The following is a 15813-nucleotide window of genomic DNA, read 5'->3' on the forward strand; positions in this document are numbered from 1 at the left end:
GCGCTACCCCTGGGCGGGGTTTCCCTGGGTGGGAGTCCAATTTCGCCTGAAATTGGGAGTTATCCACAGCACCCCGAACGGTCCCCAGCTCCCCCGGGGTCTCCGGTTTTGCCTAAAACTGGGAATCCCCAGTGGACACCACCCAGGACACCACCCAGGACACCGCTCAGGACGCCGCTCCGGCGCCCGCGCCGTTCACCGCCCGCACGCCACGCGCACCACCCGCGATGCTCGTGCTGCTCGTGCCGTTCGGCTTCCACTCGCGCGGCAGCGCGATCTGCTCGTCGGCGCTGATCAGTTTGATCTCCTTCGGCTTGGCCGTGGAGTCATCTCCGGGCACGAGCAGGATCAGGGTGCGCAACGCGCTCTCCCCGCTGCCGTAGCGGACCTCGTCGGCCAGGCGCCGCAGCAGTCGCTTGCCGTCCGCGTACCTGTCCAGCGGCGCGATGTTGTCGAGCGCGAGCACCGGCTGCCGCGACCACTGCTGCTGGAGCCGCTCGAACACCATCTCCAGCAGCCGCCCGAGGTTGTTCGCGTCGCTGCTGTTCGGCTCCGCGGCGTCGGCGGCGGTGACCACCTTCTGGTCGGTGATGTTCATGTCCCGCATCACCGCGCGCACTGCGGCCACGAATTCCGCGTTGACGTCCACGACGGGAGCTTCGAGTTCTTCGGCCAGTCGTTGCCGGGCCGCCGCCCAGTTGCGCGCGTCGACGCCGAGTATCCGAAGTCCCCCGTTGGCCACGGCTTGGCCCAGCCGCGCGGTGATGTCGCCGCCGCCCGCGGGGGTCACGCCGATGCTTCCGGAGTCCCCGCCCGTGGTGGAGCTGGAGCGTTCCTGCTCGTTGTCCGGGGGCCAGAACAGGTTCCCGTCCCACTTGACCGGGATCAGCGCTTCGTCGAGCAGTTCGCGCAGCTGTTCCCCGCCGGGCAGGCGCTCCCCCAGACCGGGGAAGCGGGCTTCCAGCCGCCGCACCAGCGTTTCCCTGCCGACTCCGTCGCGGGGAAGCACGGCCCCGAGGCGGGCTATCCGCACGGCACGCGACAACGGCATGTCGTCGCGGTAGAGCTCGTTGCGCGCGTTGGCCCGCACGTGCTCGCCCGCGACGGCCACGGCGAGCCGCACCAGCCGTTGTTCCTCGAAGACGTAGCCGACCTTCTCGAGGGCGCGCTGCTCCAGTTCACGCACCACCGTGGCGGGGGTGGGCAGCTGTTCGTGGGCGGCGAGCTCGCGCGCCTTGCCCCCGAGCACGAGCGCGAACTCGATGAGCTGATCGGCCCCGGTGGTGTCGGTCGGGTCCTCGGCGGTGACGTCCAGCGCGAGGACCACCACGTCGCCGTGCCTGCGGAACTGCAGCCGCTGTTCCTGGCGAACCTGCTCGGCCTCCACCACGGCACGCACGGCCGCGCAGCCGTACGCCCGGCGTTCCTCCGGGTCCTCGATGTCCGGCACGCCCCGGTCGTAAACCAGCGTTCCGGCCAGCTCGTCCACGGTGGCCACGCGTTTCAGTTCCTTGAGCAGCGTGACGATCTCCGCGCGCAGCTCGTCCACCTCGGGGTTGGCCGACCACTCCTGCCGCCGGGCGCGCAGGATCTCGGCGGCTTTGCCCTGGTCCAGCCCCAGCGCACGTGCGACCACGGCCTGGGTGGGCCAGCGCTCCGGGGGCAGCGTTCCGTCCTCTCCGGGCAGCCCGAGCACGCGGCGGGCCATCTCGGCCTTGAAGGTGCCCTTCTTGGTGGCCGCGGGGATGAGCTGCTGTGCGATCTCGCGGAGGTCGGAGGGCAGCCCGGACTGCTGGTGCTGCTGGTTGCGCTCGTCGCCTCGTGCCGCGGCCAGCGCGCGGGGCTGGTCGGGGGTGTCGAGCTTCTCGCGCCATCGTGCGATGCGCAGGCGCAGGTCCTGGCGGGTTTTCTTGCGCAACCCGCGCATGTTGAGGATCTCGCCGCGGTTGTGGTCGATCAGCTCGCCGACGGTGTTGATGCCCAGCCCCTGGGCCACGTGCACCGCGCGCTGGGTCAGGCCGCTGGATTCCAGCGGGGTTTCCCGCTGGGCTCGTTCGACGGCTTCTTCGCGCAGCTGCTCCGGTGTTTCGGTGCCGCTGTCGGAGACGGTGGCGGGCAGGTCTGCCTCGTCGACGTTGCGGAACGCCGCGTTGAACCGGCGGCGCATCTCCGTCGCGCTCTGGGGGCGGCGCATCGTGTCGGCGCTCAGCACGCCGGTGAAGAACTCGGCGAGTTCCGTGCGGTAGGCCGCGGGGAACAGGTCGTCGGACAGCGTGAGCCCGCAGGACGGGTCCACGCGCGGGTCGCAGCTTCCGTCTCCCCACTTCGGACGTTCGGTTGAGACCAGTTCGTGCAGGGTCACGGCCGCCGCGTACCGCTCGGCGTGCCAGTCGTAGACCCGGCGCCGCTCGGTTCCCAGGAACGGGTCGAGGTAGCCGGGGGTGCCCACACCGATGTCTTCGGCGGAGGCCAGCGCCAGCGAGAAGTCGAACAGCATCAGCCACTCGGCTTTCTTGCTGTCGCTGCCGTCGCGGATGCCGATGTTCTCCGGTTTGATGTCGCGGTGCCAGGTCCGGTGCTTTTCGAGGTATTCCAGCGCTTCGAGCAGCTGGTCGCCGAACCGCTGCATCTGGTCGGGGGTGAGTTGGTTGCGCGTGGTGTCCCGCAGTCGCGCTGCGAGGGTTTGCGAGCCCGCGTAGTTGATCAGGATCGCGTGGCGTTGCGCGTGGCTCGGGCCGATCTCGAGGTTCTCGCGCAGCAGGCAGGCGATGTGGTCGTGGCGCAGGTCGGCCAGCGCGCCGGCTTCGGTGCGCAGCCGGAGGTCGGAGTCGGCGTCCTTGCCGATCTTGAGTACTTTCTTCTCGGGCTGGGCGCCGTCGTTGACCAGCAGCGCCCGCGCCGAGGAGCCTGTGCCGAGGCGTTCCAGCACGGTCCAGGTCTCGTCGATCACGTTGCCTTCGACGGCTTCCCACGGGTCGACCGCGGTGCCTTCTTCGGCTTGTTCGATCAGCTGCTGTTCGGCTTCGGCGAGCTGGTCGAGCAGTTCGGCCACGTCGATGGTGCGTTCGTAGTCGGTCACGTGGGTGGCGTCGGCGATGAGCTCGTCCAGCCGGTCGGGCACTCCGTCGGCCAGCACGGAGGGGCGCAGGCAGCCTTCTTCGGCCAGCCTGCTCAGCAGGCCGGGGCGGTCTCCTGCCGGGGGCTTGCCGGTGGTCACCAGGTAGGCGGTCGCCCCGAGGCCGAACACGTCGACGGCCACGGTCCCGTCGGGCCTGTTGTGGATCTCCGGGGCCAGGTAAGGCTCGGCGGCGTCGTCGATGTGCCTGCCCGCGTGGGTGGTGGGTTCGATCCGGTCGCTGGTGGTCGATCCGCCCAGTCCGCGGGAGGCGATCTGCCATTCGCCGATGCGCAGGTTGGGGGTGAGCCAGTCGTCCTTGCCTTCGCGGCGTGCGGGTTCGACCAGCACCGCTCGCGGGGACAGCGCGCGGTGGACGATCCCGGCTTCGTGCGCGGTGTGCAGGGCGAGCCCGAGCTGGCGGATCATGTCCAGTTTGGTCTCGGGGTCGAGCCGGTCACCGTAGGTGGCCGTGTAGTGGTCCAGCCGCATCGCTTCTCGGTGCTGGTCGAAGCGCAGCGTGGGCCCGGCTTCGTGGGGTTGGAAGTCGGCGGGGACCAGCAGCCCGCGGTGGCGCAGGTCCTTGAACACCTGGTACTCGCGTTTGGCCGCCGCGTCGAGGGATTCGTTGGCCTCGCCCCGCTGGTCGCGGCCGTAGGGGTAGATGCGGATGCGCGAGTAGCCCCCGGCGATGTCCTCGCGGTGGGCGTGGTGGTCCTGCCAGGTGGGGCCGCTGTCGAAGGCGGGGAATTCGAGCACCCACTGGTTGACTTTGCGGCTCTCCTCGGAGGGGTGGATGCCGACTGCTTGCAGCAGCTTGTGCAGCACCAGCAGGGCTTGCGAGTCGACCTCGGGCCGGGCGGGCGCGTTGATCAGCTCGCTGATGTCGGGCAGCCCGGCGATGTCGTTGCCGTAGACGTGCTGGCTCTGCACTTCGTCGAGTTCGCAGCGCAGGGAGCTGTCGGACAGGAAGACCTCCGCCGAGATCCAGGGGATCCGGACCTGGTGCTGCCGGTTCTTGCGCTGGACCTCCCTTCCGAGCAGCCCGCGGAGTTCCTTGGCCTTGGCGTTGGTCAGGTACACCGGGTGGTCCATGGTGCGCTGACTTCTGCCGTCGGGGGTGCCCAGGATCCAGGCGCCGTTGCGGTCGCGCAGCGTCCCGCGCAGGCTCTTGATCTCGATCATGCGCAGTCCGGCGGGGGTGGCCAGCAGCAGGTCCACTTCGCGGATGTGCCCTTGTTGGGACATGAAGGTGAAGTTGGACCAGGCCTGGTACGGCGCGACGTCCGGCAGCAGTTCGCGGACGTGTTCCAGCGCGGCTCGCTCGTGGGGAAACTGCGAGGGTGTGATCGGGTGCCAGCGCTGCGACTCGGCGTCCACGCCTTCCTCCTCGTGCCGACCGACGGTGTCCTGTGGGCCAGCCCCGGCTGCCGCTGCAGCCCCGGCTAACGCTGCAGCGCAGTGCCGTTGCAACGCAGCGCCGCTGCCGTACGGTGCCGCTGTCGCGCGGGGGCGCTGTCGCGTGCCCTCCGGAGACGGCGGCGGTTTCTCCTCCGTGCGCTGCCCACGTGTGCGGCGGGGATTCTACGCGTAGTCGGGCGATCACCGGGGCGTGACGGCGGGATCGATCGCTCTCGTCGGTTCGTTTCGGCATGCGCCCCGAATTCGGCGCGCGCCACTGCGTGCGGTCCCGGGGGTTGCTGAAGAAAGGCCGGGACCGGCCGTTCTCGTCGACCCGCACCGGCACGTCCCCCGATTCAGGCCGCCGCGGGCAGTCGACCGCGCGAGGATGTCCGGCCGCGCGGGGGCATCCGCCCGGGCGGGGACGCTCGGCTGCTCGGGGAAGCTGCCGCGCGCGGCGGGGTTCGCCGGTGGGCCAGCAGCCCCACCTGCGCGGTCCACTCCGGACGGGAGGCGCAACCGCGAGCCGCGCTCGGCGCCAGGCGGTGCTTGCCGATGTAGCCGGGTTCCGGGTGCTCGTCCTGACCGGCCGGGAGGCCGAGCAGGACGGCGAGGTCCTGCTCGACCAGGCTGACGGGGTGGCGCGGCCGCCACCTGCGGGGGTCGGGTGGCTGGTACTCGGGGTGGTTGAGCAGCGCCCGCCGCTGGGCCGGGGTGAAGTCGGGCACGGGCCAGTAGCCGAGGGCGTCCCACCAGTCAGAGTCCGGGGAGCGGTCCGGCCCGTGCGGGATCAGCGTGTCCGTCCTCGCCGGTGGTTCCGGTGCTGTTCCGGGGTGGCTCGCAGCCGCGCTTTCGTCCACAGTGCTCGAAGGTTCGCGCCGTCCGGACGGTTCCGGCGCGCGGTGCCGGTCGAGCAGTCCGGCGACGGTGAGCGCGCCCGGCCCGACCCCGGTGTGCTGCCCGTGCCCGCCGCGCAGCGGGGTGAGCACGCTGCCCAGGGCCAGCGCGAGCACGGCGCCGAGGATCCACAGCAGTCCGACCGGCTGGTGCAGCAGCGCCGGTCCCAGGTTCAGCGCCGCGCCGGTCACAGCACGTCCCCGTCGAAGCCGAAGCGCTCCCGCAGCCTGCGGCGGGCCTGACGCTCGAGGTCCTCCTTCTCCCGACCGTGCTCGATGGCCACGCTCATGCAGATGTCGCAGGTCGGCAGCAACCAGTCCAACTCGGACGGATCGATCAGCGTGAGCCGCTGCCCGCACAAGGTGTCGCGCTCCTGCCCCGGACGCGGCCGCAACTCCCGCGAGAACGCGTGCCGAAACCCCGCCACCGGGTTCCACCACACCACCGGACCGGACCAACCCCACCCGGCCAACGGAACCTCCAGCATCACCAACACTCCCAACGAACGCTTCGATCGCTTTCCGGCGGAGTGACAGCTATGCACATGTTCAAGCAGCTGTCACATGTTACAGAATCCAAGCCCCGATCACTCCTGGTCAATAACTCCTTCAGGTGGTCTGGCAGTCCGGTGAGCTTGGTTAGGATGTGGCACATGGCCCGCAGCGCACGAGGAAGCCCGCAAGCACGAGCTCTGGGTGCTGAGCTGCGCGAATGCCGCCAACGGGCGAAGAGGAGCATTCGCCAACTGGCACATGCGCTCGGTACGCACCACATGACGGTCTCCCGCTACGAGACCGGCGACGCCGTGCCCGACCCCGCCCGAGTGGCCGACTACCTCACGGCTCTGGAGGTCAGCGACGCCGAGCACGAGCGCATCCTCGCCCTCGCCCACGAGGTCGGGGAACCGAACTGGCTCACCTCCGGAGTGCCCGGCGTCGAACAGCAGATGACCACGCTGCTCGAGTGCGAGCGCTCCGCGACAGCCATCACCGACGTGTCACCGCTGCTGGTGCCCGGACTGCTCCAGACCGCCGACTACACGCGAACGGTGATGTCGGGAATCTCGCCCGGGGAAACGGAGAAGCGGGTCATGCTGCGCCTCAGCAGGCGCGACACGATCACCAAGCCGAACGGGCCGCAGCTGACAGCCGTCATCGCCGAGGAGGCACTGCAGCAGCCCACCGGAGGACATTCGGTCATGGGCGAGCAGCTACGTCATCTGCTCAAGATGGACGATGAGCCGAACATCTCGGTACGGGTGCTGCCCGGCAGGGAGCAGATCGTCCATCCGGCGCACGCGGGACCTTTCGTCCTGTACGAGTTCGCCAAAGCGGCACCGATCGTGCATCTGGAGCACTACAGCTCGGCCGCCTTTCTCTACGGTATGCGTGACGTCGAAGCCTACCGGGAAGCCGTCGCCACGCTGCGCGAACTGGTTCTTCCCCAGGACGAATCGCGCACGATCGTCGAGCACTACGCCACGCACATGGAGAAGCAACAGTGATCACCGACAACGCCACCTGGCGCAAGTCCAGCCGCTCGCACCAGAAGACCAACTGCGTCGAAGTCGCCTTGACCCCCGAAGCCGTCGGCATCCGCGACACCAAGGACCGCTCCGGCGGCACCCTCGCCGTGCACCCGCGGGCCTGGGCCGGCTTCGTGAACCGACTCAAGACCGGCGAGTACGACCGGGGCTGAGCACGCGGCTCCCACAGCAGGGCGCCACTCGCACCCCCTTCACGAACGGCGCCCTGCACAGCACCAACCTCCCCGACGCCGAAACGCTCCCGCAGCCCACAACGACCCCGAGGCGCGCGGACCTCCTTCTCCCGGCACGGAACCTCCAGCATCACCAACACTCCTCACGCTGCGAATGATTTCTTTCACGATCTGTCTTCAGTGAATATTACACAGAGATAGTTACGGATAAATCACTCGCGCAGGTGATAGTCGTATGATCAGAGCTGACTCCGACCGATCCGGGAAGGCTGATGACCGCTACCGACTCGCCCGCCGTGCTGCGGCGCTACATCGCGTTCGAACTCAAACGGCTGCGTGAGGCACGCGGATGCACCCAGGCTCAGGTGGCCAGCTACATGCGGTGCGCCCAGAGCCGCATCACCCACATCGAAAGCCAGCGCAACCTGCCCAGGCTGGAGTTCCTGGAGAAGCTGCTGCGCTACTACGACTGCACCGAGGAGCAGGTGCGCCACTTCGGCGGGCTGCTGGAGCGGGCCAACACCAAGTCGTGGTGGACCGGAATCGACCACAGCAGGGAGCCACTCCAGTTCGATCTCTACCTCGGCCTGGAAGACGGAGCCTCACGGATCGAGAGCTACGACCCGCTGCTCATCCCCGGCTTGCTGCAAACCCCGCGATACACCGAGGCCATCGTCCGCGCGGGGCAGCAGACCGAGCACGACCTCGACCGGCAGGTGGATCTCCGCGTTCGACGACAGTCAGCACTGACGCGTTCGGACAGCCCCACCCACCTCTGGGCGGTCATCGACGAGCAGGCTCTCGATCGCCCTGTCGCGGAACCAGCAGTCATGCGCGAGCAGCTGGACAAGCTGCTGGACACCGCCGAGCTCGCCAACGTCACCCTGCAGATCTGTCCCGTCGCCGTCGGCGGGCACCCGGCCCTGACCGGGCCGTTCACCATCCTGCACTTCCCCATGCCGCACGACCCCGGGGTCGTCTACATCGAGACTCGGATCAAGGGCTTCTGGTTCGAGGAGCAGCCCGAGATCGACCAGTACACCCAGATCATGAATCACCTTCGCACCATCGCCGCTTCTCCGGAACAATCGAAGAAACTCCTCAACGACAAGCGCGAGGAACACATCTGATGCAGCACGACGCAGCACACCACTGGCGGACCTCCAGCTACTCCAACGACATCGGCCAGTGCGTCGAAGTCGCCTTGACCCCCGAAGCCGTCGACATCCGCGACACCAAGGACCGCTCCGGCGGCACCCTCGCCGTGCGCCCGCGGGCCTGGGCCGGCTTCGTGAACCGACTCAAGACCGGCGAGTACGACCGGGGCTGACCGCGAGCCGTGCCGGGCCGTGCCGGACCTCGCCCGAGCACGCGGGCACAGCCCGGAGCACGGCCCCGGCACGGCACGCTGGGCTGATCGGGCGAGGTCGAGGTTACGATCTCGCACGAGCCGTACAACGCACGATCAACCCGCGCCTACAGTGTGGGTGTGACTGCGAATCCCACCGTCGACTCCGCCAACTCCGCCGACTCCGATCTTCCGGACCCGCGCCACCCCGGCCTGCTGGCCGACCTGCGCCCGGTGCTGCGCACGCTGGAAGAGGACCTGCGCGAACAGCTGGACAAGCCCGGACCGGAGCGCGACTGGGCCGAGCGGCAGTGGAAGAAGATGCAGGAGGCCCAGCGCAGCGCCGCGAGCTGGGAGAGCTACCGGGACGGGCTGATCACCCAGTCGGCCGCGGCGTGGGTGCTGGGCACCGTGTTCGTGCGCTGGTGCGAGGACAACGAGCTCATCGCCCCGCACCTGGCTGGCCCCGGCGACCGGCTGGCCCAGGCCCAGGACGCCGAGCTGGCGCACGTGCGCGACGAGCAGCACCGGCTGGACACCAACGCCGACTGGATCAAGGTCGGCTTCTCCGCCGTGGCCGCCAACGACGCGGGCAGCCTGCTGTTCAGCTCCCGGCACAACCCGGCCTACCGACTCACCCCCTCGCACCTGGCCGCAGGCGAGCTCATCAAGTTCTGGCGCAGACCCGCCGAGCAGGAAGGCAGGCTCGTCCACGAGTTCACCGACCCCGGCTGGGACACCCGCTTCCTCGGTGACCTCTACCAGGACCTGTCCGAGAACGCGCGGGACAACTACGCACTGCTGCAAACCCCCGAGTTCATCGAGGAGTTCATCCTCGACCACACCCTCGAACCCGCGGTGGACGAGTTCGGGCTGGACGGTTTCCGGCTGATCGACCCCACCTGCGGATCCGGGCACTTCCTGCTCGGCGCGTTCCACCGGCTGGTGGACAAGTGGCGCGAACGCAAACCCGAGCTGGACGGGGCCACCCTCGCCCGCACCGCCCTCGACTCGGTGCACGGCGTGGACCTCAACCCCTTCGCCGTGGCCATCGCCCGCTTCCGGCTGCTGCTGGCCGCCTGGAACATCGCCGGAGTCGAGACCATCGCCGGAACCGGCAGCCAGCGCTGGAGCATGGCCGTGGCGGCCTGGGACTCGCTGCTCGAACCGAGCGTGCAGGACGCGCTGTTCCAGCAGAACGACCGGGAGAACGATTGGGAGGACATCACCGAGTTCAGCACCCAGCGGCTGCTGCAGTCCGGCAGCTACCACGTGGTGGTCGGGAATCCGCCCTACATCAACGTCTCCGACCCGGAACTCAACGCGCTGTACCGGAAGCAGTACAAGGCCGCATACAAGCAGTACCAGTTGACCGTCCCGTTCGCGGAGCGCTTCTTCCAGCTGGCCAAATCACCCGCGGGAGACGACCGGCGCGGAGCGGGCTACGTCGGACAGATCACCTCGAACGCGTTCATGAAACGCGAGTTCGGCAAGCGACTGGTGCAGGAGTACCTGCCCAGCAGGAACCTCACCCACGTCATCGACACCTCCGGCGCCTACATCCCCGGGCACGGCACCCCCACGGTCGTCCTCATCGGACGTAACTCGTGGCCCGTTCCCGGCTCGTACATCCGCGCCGTGCTCGGTGTGCAGGGTGAACCCGGCGTTCCGGAAGACGCCGCCCAGGGCCACGTCTGGCGCGCCATCGTCGACCAAATCGACCAGCCGGGCAGTGAATCGGACTGGATCAGCGTAGTCGACATCGTCCGCGAACAGTTCGGCACACATCCGTGGTCGCTCAGTGGCGGCCGCTCTGCTGAAGTTTGCAGCGAGCTGGATGCACGCCCGACCAAGATAAAGGAAAAGAAAAAGAGAATAGGATTCTCTGGAGACACACACGCCGACGAAATATTTAGCACAAAAAATAATCAGCAGGCAAGAATAGAAGCAGTCGGCGACATCTTCCGAGAATCGCCACGCGGAGAAAACGCCAGAGATTGGTCAATAGAGGGAGAAATCGAAGCACTACTGTACCCATACAACCAGAAAAAAGAAAAACTAGAAGATATTCCTTTCCCGATCAAGAAACACTACTGGGCAACACGCGAACAGCTGTGGTCCAGGAAAAATTTCAACGGGAAAACCTACAAGCAAGAAAGACGAAATTGGTGGGAATGGCACCAACTCCCCAAGGACGAGGGGGCACACAGCTGGGCCATCGCGTTCGCGTTCGTGGCCACGCACAACCACTTCGTGCTGGATCGCGGCGGTAAGGTGTTCAACCGTTCCGCGCCGGTGATCAAGCTGCCCGCGGATGCGAGCGAGGAGCAGCACCTGGAGCTGCTGGGGGTGCTGAACTCCTCCACCGCCTGCTTCTGGCTCAAGCAGAACTGCCACGACAAGGGCAACGGTGGAATCGGCGGGGGGATCGGTGACGAAGCGTGGGAACCTCGGTACGAGTTCACCGGCACCAAGCTGGAACAGTTCCCGCTGCCCTCCGAACTCCCGCTGGAGCGCTCGCGCCGGCTCGATGAGCTGGCCACCGCGCAGCAGCGCGTCACCCCGGCGAGCATCGCCGAGACGGCCGCTCCCACGCGCGAGCGGCTGGACGAGGCCCGCGCCGAGTACTTCCGGCTGCGCGGGCGGCTGGTCGCCGAGCAGGAGGAGCTGGACTGGGACGTCTACCGGCGCTACGGGCTGCTGGACGAGCACGAGACCGCAGACGTGCTCGTCGACGATCCCGCGCAGGTCCCCGAGCTCGCGCTGGGTGAGCGCGCCTTCGAGATCGTGCTCGCGCGCAAGCAGGCTGCAGGCGAGCTCGAAACCAGCTGGTTCGACCGCCACGGCTCCACCCCCGTCACCGAGCTGCCCGCGCACTGGCCGGAGTGGTACCGCCGCGTGGTCGCCAACCGCATCGAGCTGATCGAGCGACGCCGCGACCTCGGGCTGATCGAACGGCCCGAGTGCAAACGCCGCTGGAACACCGAAACCCGGCAGTCCCAGGAGCAGCGCGCGCTGCGCGACTGGCTGCTGGACCGGCTGGAGAACCACGAGCTGTGGTACGCCACCGATGACAACGGCTACACCCAGCCCACCTCCCGCAGCGTCTCCGAGCTCACCGACCTGCTGCGCGGCGAGGAAACCTTCCAGACCGTGGCCACGTTGTGGGCGGCGCACGCGCTCGGCCACGGCGACGCGCGCCCGCAGGAGATCATCGCCGAGCTCGTCACCGGCGAACACGTCCCCTTCCTGGACGCCTACCGCTACAAGCCCTCCGGGCTGCGCAAACGCGCCGAGTGGGAAGAAGTCTGGCGCAAGCAGCGCGCCGAGGACCGCATCGCCGCCGAACAAGGCAAGGACGTCACCGACCCCGAGGTGCGCAAGCGGGTCAAGTCCGAGATCGGCGAGATCCAGGTCCCGCCGAAGTACGCCAAGGCCGACTTCCTGCAGGGCAGCTACTGGACGCACCGCGGCAAACTCGACGTGCCCAAGGAGCGCTTCATCTCCTACCCGGGGGCGAGCCGCGCCAGCGACGGCAGCCTGCTGCTCGGCTGGGCGGGCTGGGACCACCGGGAGCAGGCCCAGGCACTGGCCGTGCTCACCAGCGAACGCGGCCTCCACGACGGGTGGTCCGCCGAACAGCTCACCCCGCTGCTGGCCGGGCTGCACCAGCTGCTGCCCTGGGTCGCGCAGTGGCACCCCGAGATCGACCCCGACTTCGGCACCACCCCGCACGAGACCTACCGGAGCTTCCTCGACGACCAGCTCAACAGCCTCGGACTCACCGAAGCCGAGCTCGACGAATGGAAGCCCACGGGGCGCGTGGACGTGAACCCGCTGCCCAAGCGGAAGGGGAAGGGATCGTCAGCTTGACCCGCTCGGGCGGATGCTTCGGCGCCGCCGGCGCCGAAGCATCCGCCCTGCCCCGCACCGCCGGGGTTCCGCCACGGAACCACCTACGCGGCCGAGGTCCCGGAAAGCCTGCCACCTCAACGCGGGTGCTTACGAGCCCGAGCAGTCGGCACCGCCGCGGGTTCTCAGTCTCGGGTCTCGCGAGGAAGGCCCGACGTTGTGTAGGTGGCTACCCGATGTCGGGCCTTCCCCGGAGCGAGACCCCGACCGAGGTTCCGTCAAGCGACCCGCCAAGCAACCGACACCGCCGAACCTCACCCGATCATTCGATGACGGGCGGGGCAGTCCGCGGCATGTCGTTGAACCACACGTCGTCCCACTCCTCGAGCCAGCTGGGACGCTCGTGCTCCTCTTCCTCACCGCCCTGGTTCTGCCCGGCGCCGGCGCCCATGGGCATCCGTCCTCCGCCGGAACGGCCGGAGGCACCGCTCGCGGCGGCCCCGCTTCCGGAAGAACCGCTGCCCGGCATCGCGCCGGTTCCGGCCCGACCGCCCGGGCCCACAGCTCCGCCGCGTCCGGCCCCGGCTCCGCCGGGCACACCGCCTCCGGCGTAGCCACCGGCGCCCGCACCGCCACCGGCTCCTCCGGCCGCACCGCGTCCACCCGCGACGCCACCGGCGGCGCCTGCTCCGCCCTGGGCACCGCCCGCGCCCGGACCGCCCGGGTTCGTGGCCCAGGCGGACTCGTTGCCGGCCGAGTCGTAGCCACCTCCGGAAAGCCGGCCACCACCGGATCCACCACCGGAACCGGAGCCGTTCCAGCCGGGCTGCACGGACTGCCCCGGCGAACCACCGATCACCCCGCCGCCGTTCGGATAGCCCGCGGTCACCGGGCCACCGCCCCCGGTACCGCCGCCGACACCGCCGGTGCCGCCGTACCCGCCGGTACCGCCCGTGCCGCTGCCGGTGCCTCCGCCGTCACCCGGTTTCGACTGCGGCTTGGTCTCGTTGCCGTCGAGGTCCTTGTAGGCGGGAACCGTGCCGTCCACATTCTGGTAGGTCGCCCCCATGACCCGGCTCATGGTTTCCTGGGCGCTGCGCTCCGCCTGCTTCTGCTCGTTCATCTGCCGCACCGCGTCGTTGGCGACACCGGTTCCGGCGCTCAGCAGCCCCGCGGTCACGGCCTGGCTCTTGTCGTACTGCTTGGGCGGCGGCACCATCGCCTTGACCTGGCCCGCAGCCGAGCCTGCCTCGGCGATCTTGTTGCCGGTCATCCGGAAGCTCTCGCCGCTGCCGCTCATCCACTCCGCCAGCGGATGCGCCGACTCCTTGGCGGCCTCGGCCGCCTGGCCGGACCAGCCGCTGTCGATGGCCTTGGCGGAGTCCTTGCGCAGCCGCTCGCCGATCTCCCCCAGTTCCTCGCCGATGTTGCGCCAGGCCTCGCCCACCGCCTCGGCGTCGGACTGGCTCAGCGTGTTCTGGTTGGTGTCGTAGATCCGCTGGTGGTCGTAGGACTGCCAGTTCTCCTGCTGGGTGATCGACGGCGGGTCGTAGCCCGCCGGGGCGTTGAGCCGCTGGTTGCGCTGGGCCAGCTCCTCGCGCAGCTGCTGGCCCTGCTCCTTGGCGTTGGCGGCCCGCTCCTGCTGGGCGTTCTCGGCGCGCGTGTCGAAGCCGAAAGCGCTTCCGACGTCGTCGCGCACCGTCCCGGCGGCGTCGGTCACCGCGCCCCAGGTGGCGTTGGCCGCGTCACCGACGGCATCCGCCGCCGAGCTGGCCTGATCACCCAGCCAGCCGAGGAATCCCATGGCACCCCCTCATACAGGTTCCGGAACGGTTGGCTCGATCTTCTTCGCGAGTTCCAACCCCTTGGCGCACTCGTCGAGAGTGTCGGGAGGATTAGTCTCACGGACTTGGACCTGGATCAGTCCGTCTCCGGCGTTGAACATCGCATTGCACAGCCGCGCCTTCGTGGTTCCCTTGGTAATCGCCCGCGCTCCGGAACGACCGTTGATCTGAAGACGCTCGAACTCCACCCAGTTGGACTTCTCCGCATTGGAGGAGACCGTGTTCCGCGTGTCCTTGAACAGCGTGGCGGAGATGGGATCCCCCTCGTAGCCACACCCAGTCCGCCACGGCAGGTCCTCGTTGGGCTCGCCCGTCGGTTCCAGCCCGAAGGACTTCAGCTCGGTATCGGAGAGCATCTTGCAGGGGTCGAGGCTTTCCAGCGAGTTGCTCCCGGAGGCTTGGGTCTCGGAAGGACTGTTCGACGTGTCTCCGGACCCGCTCGGTGAGCACCCCAGCGCTCCGAGCAGGGCCATCCCCGACACGGCCGCGAGCACCGCACGTCTGCCCCTGACTGGGGGCGAACCAGCACGGCGCATCGTTACGCCGGCTCCGGCACGGTCGGCTCGATCTTCTTCGCGATCTCCAACGCCTTGGCGCACTCGTCGAGAGTGTCGGGAGGATTAGTTTCACGGACTTGGACCTGGATCAGCCCGTCTCCGGCGTTGAACATCGCATTGCACAGCCGCGCCTTCGTGGTTCCCTTGGTAATCGCCCGCGCTCCGGAACGACCGTTGATCTGAAGACGCTCGAACTCCACCCAGTTGGGCTTCTCCGCGTTGGCCGAGACCGTGTTCCGCGTGTCCTTGAACAGCGTCGCTACGATGGGTTCGCCGCTGTAGTAGCACCCTGGACTCCAGGGCAGATCCTCCGTGGGCTCGCCCGGCAACTCAAGCCCGAAGGACTTCAGCTCGGCCTCGGAGAGCATCTTGCAGGGATCGAGGCTCTCCAGCGACTTTCCCCCGGAAGCCTGGTTCTCGGAAGGACTGTCCGAAGTGTCCCCGGACCCGCTCGGTGAGCACCCCAGCGCTCCGAGCAGGGCCACTCCCGAGACGGCCGCGAGCACCGCACGCTGCCAGCTGCTCACTGCGCACTCCTCCGCACGTCCTGGGCCACCTGGTCGTCGGTGGCCTGGTACTTCTGCTTGGCCTGCCGGAACAAGTCGGCCTTGCGGCGCAGCTCATCAGCCAGCTGTCCCAGCAGGTCGGCCGCGCCGTTGGTGCCGTTGCGGGCCTTCTGCCCGAACTTGGCCGCCAGCTGCCGCCCCGAGGGGTAATCCCCCAGCCCCGGAACCTGCTGTAGCCTCCCGACTCGCGTGCCGAGCTTCTCGACTTCCCCGGCCTCGCGCTCGTAGACCTTGGCCGCCTCGTCGGCGGCGCTGGGCTCCATGCTCAGCCCGCCGCCGTCGATCTGCTGCTGGATCCAGGAGTTCTCCTTCTGGATGTTGCCCAGCGCGGCGCTCGCCCCCGCGAAACCGGCTTCCGCGGCGTTCGGATCGGTCATCACCGCCCCCTTCGAACTCGCCAGCCCGCTCGCCACGACCAACAACACCACCGAGCGGCCACGGTCACCCTAATCGACGGACGAACAGCCATGTCCCGGTGATCGAAACGTCCCCCATGTGACCGTGCTCTCACTCG

The 15813-nt window shown here is 68.6% G+C and carries 12 protein-coding genes; 5 read left to right on the forward strand and 7 right to left on the reverse strand.

What is annotated here, in order from left to right:
• Nucleotides 1–166 precede the first annotated feature (166 nt).
• The 3 genes from pglW to G9Q41_RS17460 all read right to left on the reverse strand — a co-directional run bounded on the left by pglW (nucleotide 167) and on the right by G9Q41_RS17460 (nucleotide 5900).
• Nucleotides 167–4495, reverse strand: coding sequence for a BREX system serine/threonine kinase PglW (pglW, locus tag G9Q41_RS17450; RefSeq protein WP_165632993.1), 4329 nt, complete (start codon nucleotides 4493–4495; stop codon nucleotides 167–169).
• 377 nt (nucleotides 4496–4872) lie between these two features.
• Nucleotides 4873–5604 carry a hypothetical protein gene (locus G9Q41_RS17455; RefSeq protein ID WP_207631130.1) on the reverse strand — a complete coding sequence of 244 codons (732 nt, stop codon included), beginning with the start codon at nucleotides 5602–5604 and terminating at the stop codon, nucleotides 4873–4875.
• Nucleotides 5601–5900, reverse strand: a complete 300-nt coding sequence (locus G9Q41_RS17460) for a zinc finger protein (RefSeq protein ID WP_092527750.1) — start codon at nucleotides 5898–5900, stop codon at nucleotides 5601–5603. Before G9Q41_RS17460 ends, G9Q41_RS17455 begins: the two co-directional genes overlap by 4 nt.
• Before the next feature lie 165 nt (nucleotides 5901–6065).
• Between G9Q41_RS17460 and G9Q41_RS17465 the strand changes: the two genes are divergently transcribed.
• From G9Q41_RS17465 to pglX, 5 genes are all read left to right on the forward strand, one after another.
• Nucleotides 6066–6917: a helix-turn-helix transcriptional regulator gene (locus G9Q41_RS17465; RefSeq protein ID WP_092524920.1), complete on the forward strand. Its 852-nt coding sequence runs from the start codon at nucleotides 6066–6068 to the stop codon at nucleotides 6915–6917.
• Complete coding sequence (locus tag G9Q41_RS17470; RefSeq protein WP_092524922.1) at nucleotides 6914–7111, forward strand: DUF397 domain-containing protein; 198 nt, start codon at nucleotides 6914–6916, stop codon at nucleotides 7109–7111. The genes G9Q41_RS17465 and G9Q41_RS17470 overlap by 4 nt, the downstream gene beginning before the upstream one ends.
• 293 nt (nucleotides 7112–7404) lie before the next feature.
• Nucleotides 7405–8262, forward strand: coding sequence for a helix-turn-helix transcriptional regulator (locus G9Q41_RS17475; protein ID WP_165632994.1), 858 nt, complete (start codon nucleotides 7405–7407; stop codon nucleotides 8260–8262).
• A complete protein-coding gene (locus G9Q41_RS17480) occupies nucleotides 8262–8462 on the forward strand; it encodes a DUF397 domain-containing protein (RefSeq protein ID WP_165632995.1) in 201 nt (66 codons plus the stop codon). The genes G9Q41_RS17475 and G9Q41_RS17480 overlap by 1 nt, the downstream gene beginning before the upstream one ends.
• Nucleotides 8463–8621: 159 nt before the next feature.
• On the forward strand, nucleotides 8622–12353 hold the full coding sequence (gene pglX / locus G9Q41_RS17485; protein ID WP_207631131.1) for a BREX-2 system adenine-specific DNA-methyltransferase PglX: 3732 nt from the start codon (nucleotides 8622–8624) through the stop codon (nucleotides 12351–12353).
• A 301-nt stretch (nucleotides 12354–12654) separates the two neighbouring features.
• Here pglX and G9Q41_RS22430 read toward each other — a convergent pair whose 3' ends face one another.
• The 4 genes from G9Q41_RS22430 to G9Q41_RS17505 are packed head-to-tail and all read right to left on the reverse strand — an operon-like array spanning nucleotide 12655 to nucleotide 15676.
• On the reverse strand, nucleotides 12655–14136 hold the full coding sequence (locus tag G9Q41_RS22430; protein ID WP_165632996.1) for a PPE domain-containing protein: 1482 nt from the start codon (nucleotides 14134–14136) through the stop codon (nucleotides 12655–12657).
• A 9-nt stretch (nucleotides 14137–14145) separates the two neighbouring features.
• Nucleotides 14146–14712 (reverse strand): DUF3558 family protein, encoded by a 567-nt coding sequence (locus tag G9Q41_RS17495; RefSeq protein ID WP_242687607.1) that lies wholly within the window; start codon nucleotides 14710–14712, stop codon nucleotides 14146–14148.
• A 2-nt stretch (nucleotides 14713–14714) separates the two neighbouring features.
• Nucleotides 14715–15260: a DUF3558 family protein gene (locus tag G9Q41_RS17500; RefSeq protein ID WP_347567554.1), complete on the reverse strand. Its 546-nt coding sequence runs from the start codon at nucleotides 15258–15260 to the stop codon at nucleotides 14715–14717.
• The gene (locus G9Q41_RS17505; protein WP_165632997.1) at nucleotides 15257–15676 is read right to left on the reverse strand and encodes a hypothetical protein; all 420 of its coding nucleotides are present in this window, start codon (nucleotides 15674–15676) and stop codon (nucleotides 15257–15259) included. The genes G9Q41_RS17500 and G9Q41_RS17505 overlap by 4 nt, the downstream gene beginning before the upstream one ends.
• Between the last annotated feature and the right edge of the window lie 137 nt (nucleotides 15677–15813).

This window comes from Actinopolyspora sp. BKK2, assembly GCF_011291845.1.
GTDB classification, from domain to species: Bacteria; Actinomycetota; Actinomycetes; order Mycobacteriales; family Pseudonocardiaceae; genus Actinopolyspora; species Actinopolyspora saharensis.

What these genes read in the sequence shown, in the direction of transcription:
- G9Q41_RS17495 (WP_242687607.1), bottom strand. Translation starts at nt 14,712, where the DNA reads ATGCGCCGTGCTGGTTCGCCCCCAGTCAGGGGCAGACGTGCGGTGCTC.
- G9Q41_RS17505 (WP_165632997.1), bottom strand. Translation starts at nt 15,676, where the DNA reads ATGACCGATCCGAACGCCGCGGAAGCCGGTTTCGCGGGGGCGAGCGCC.
- G9Q41_RS17475 (WP_165632994.1), top strand. Translation starts at nt 7,405, where the DNA reads ATGACCGCTACCGACTCGCCCGCCGTGCTGCGGCGCTACATCGCGTTC.
- G9Q41_RS17465 (WP_092524920.1), top strand. Translation starts at nt 6,066, where the DNA reads ATGGCCCGCAGCGCACGAGGAAGCCCGCAAGCACGAGCTCTGGGTGCT.
- G9Q41_RS17480 (WP_165632995.1), top strand. Translation starts at nt 8,262, where the DNA reads ATGCAGCACGACGCAGCACACCACTGGCGGACCTCCAGCTACTCCAAC.
- G9Q41_RS17460 (WP_092527750.1), bottom strand. Translation starts at nt 5,900, where the DNA reads ATGCTGGAGGTTCCGTTGGCCGGGTGGGGTTGGTCCGGTCCGGTGGTG.
- G9Q41_RS22430 (WP_165632996.1), bottom strand. Translation starts at nt 14,136, where the DNA reads ATGGGATTCCTCGGCTGGCTGGGTGATCAGGCCAGCTCGGCGGCGGAT.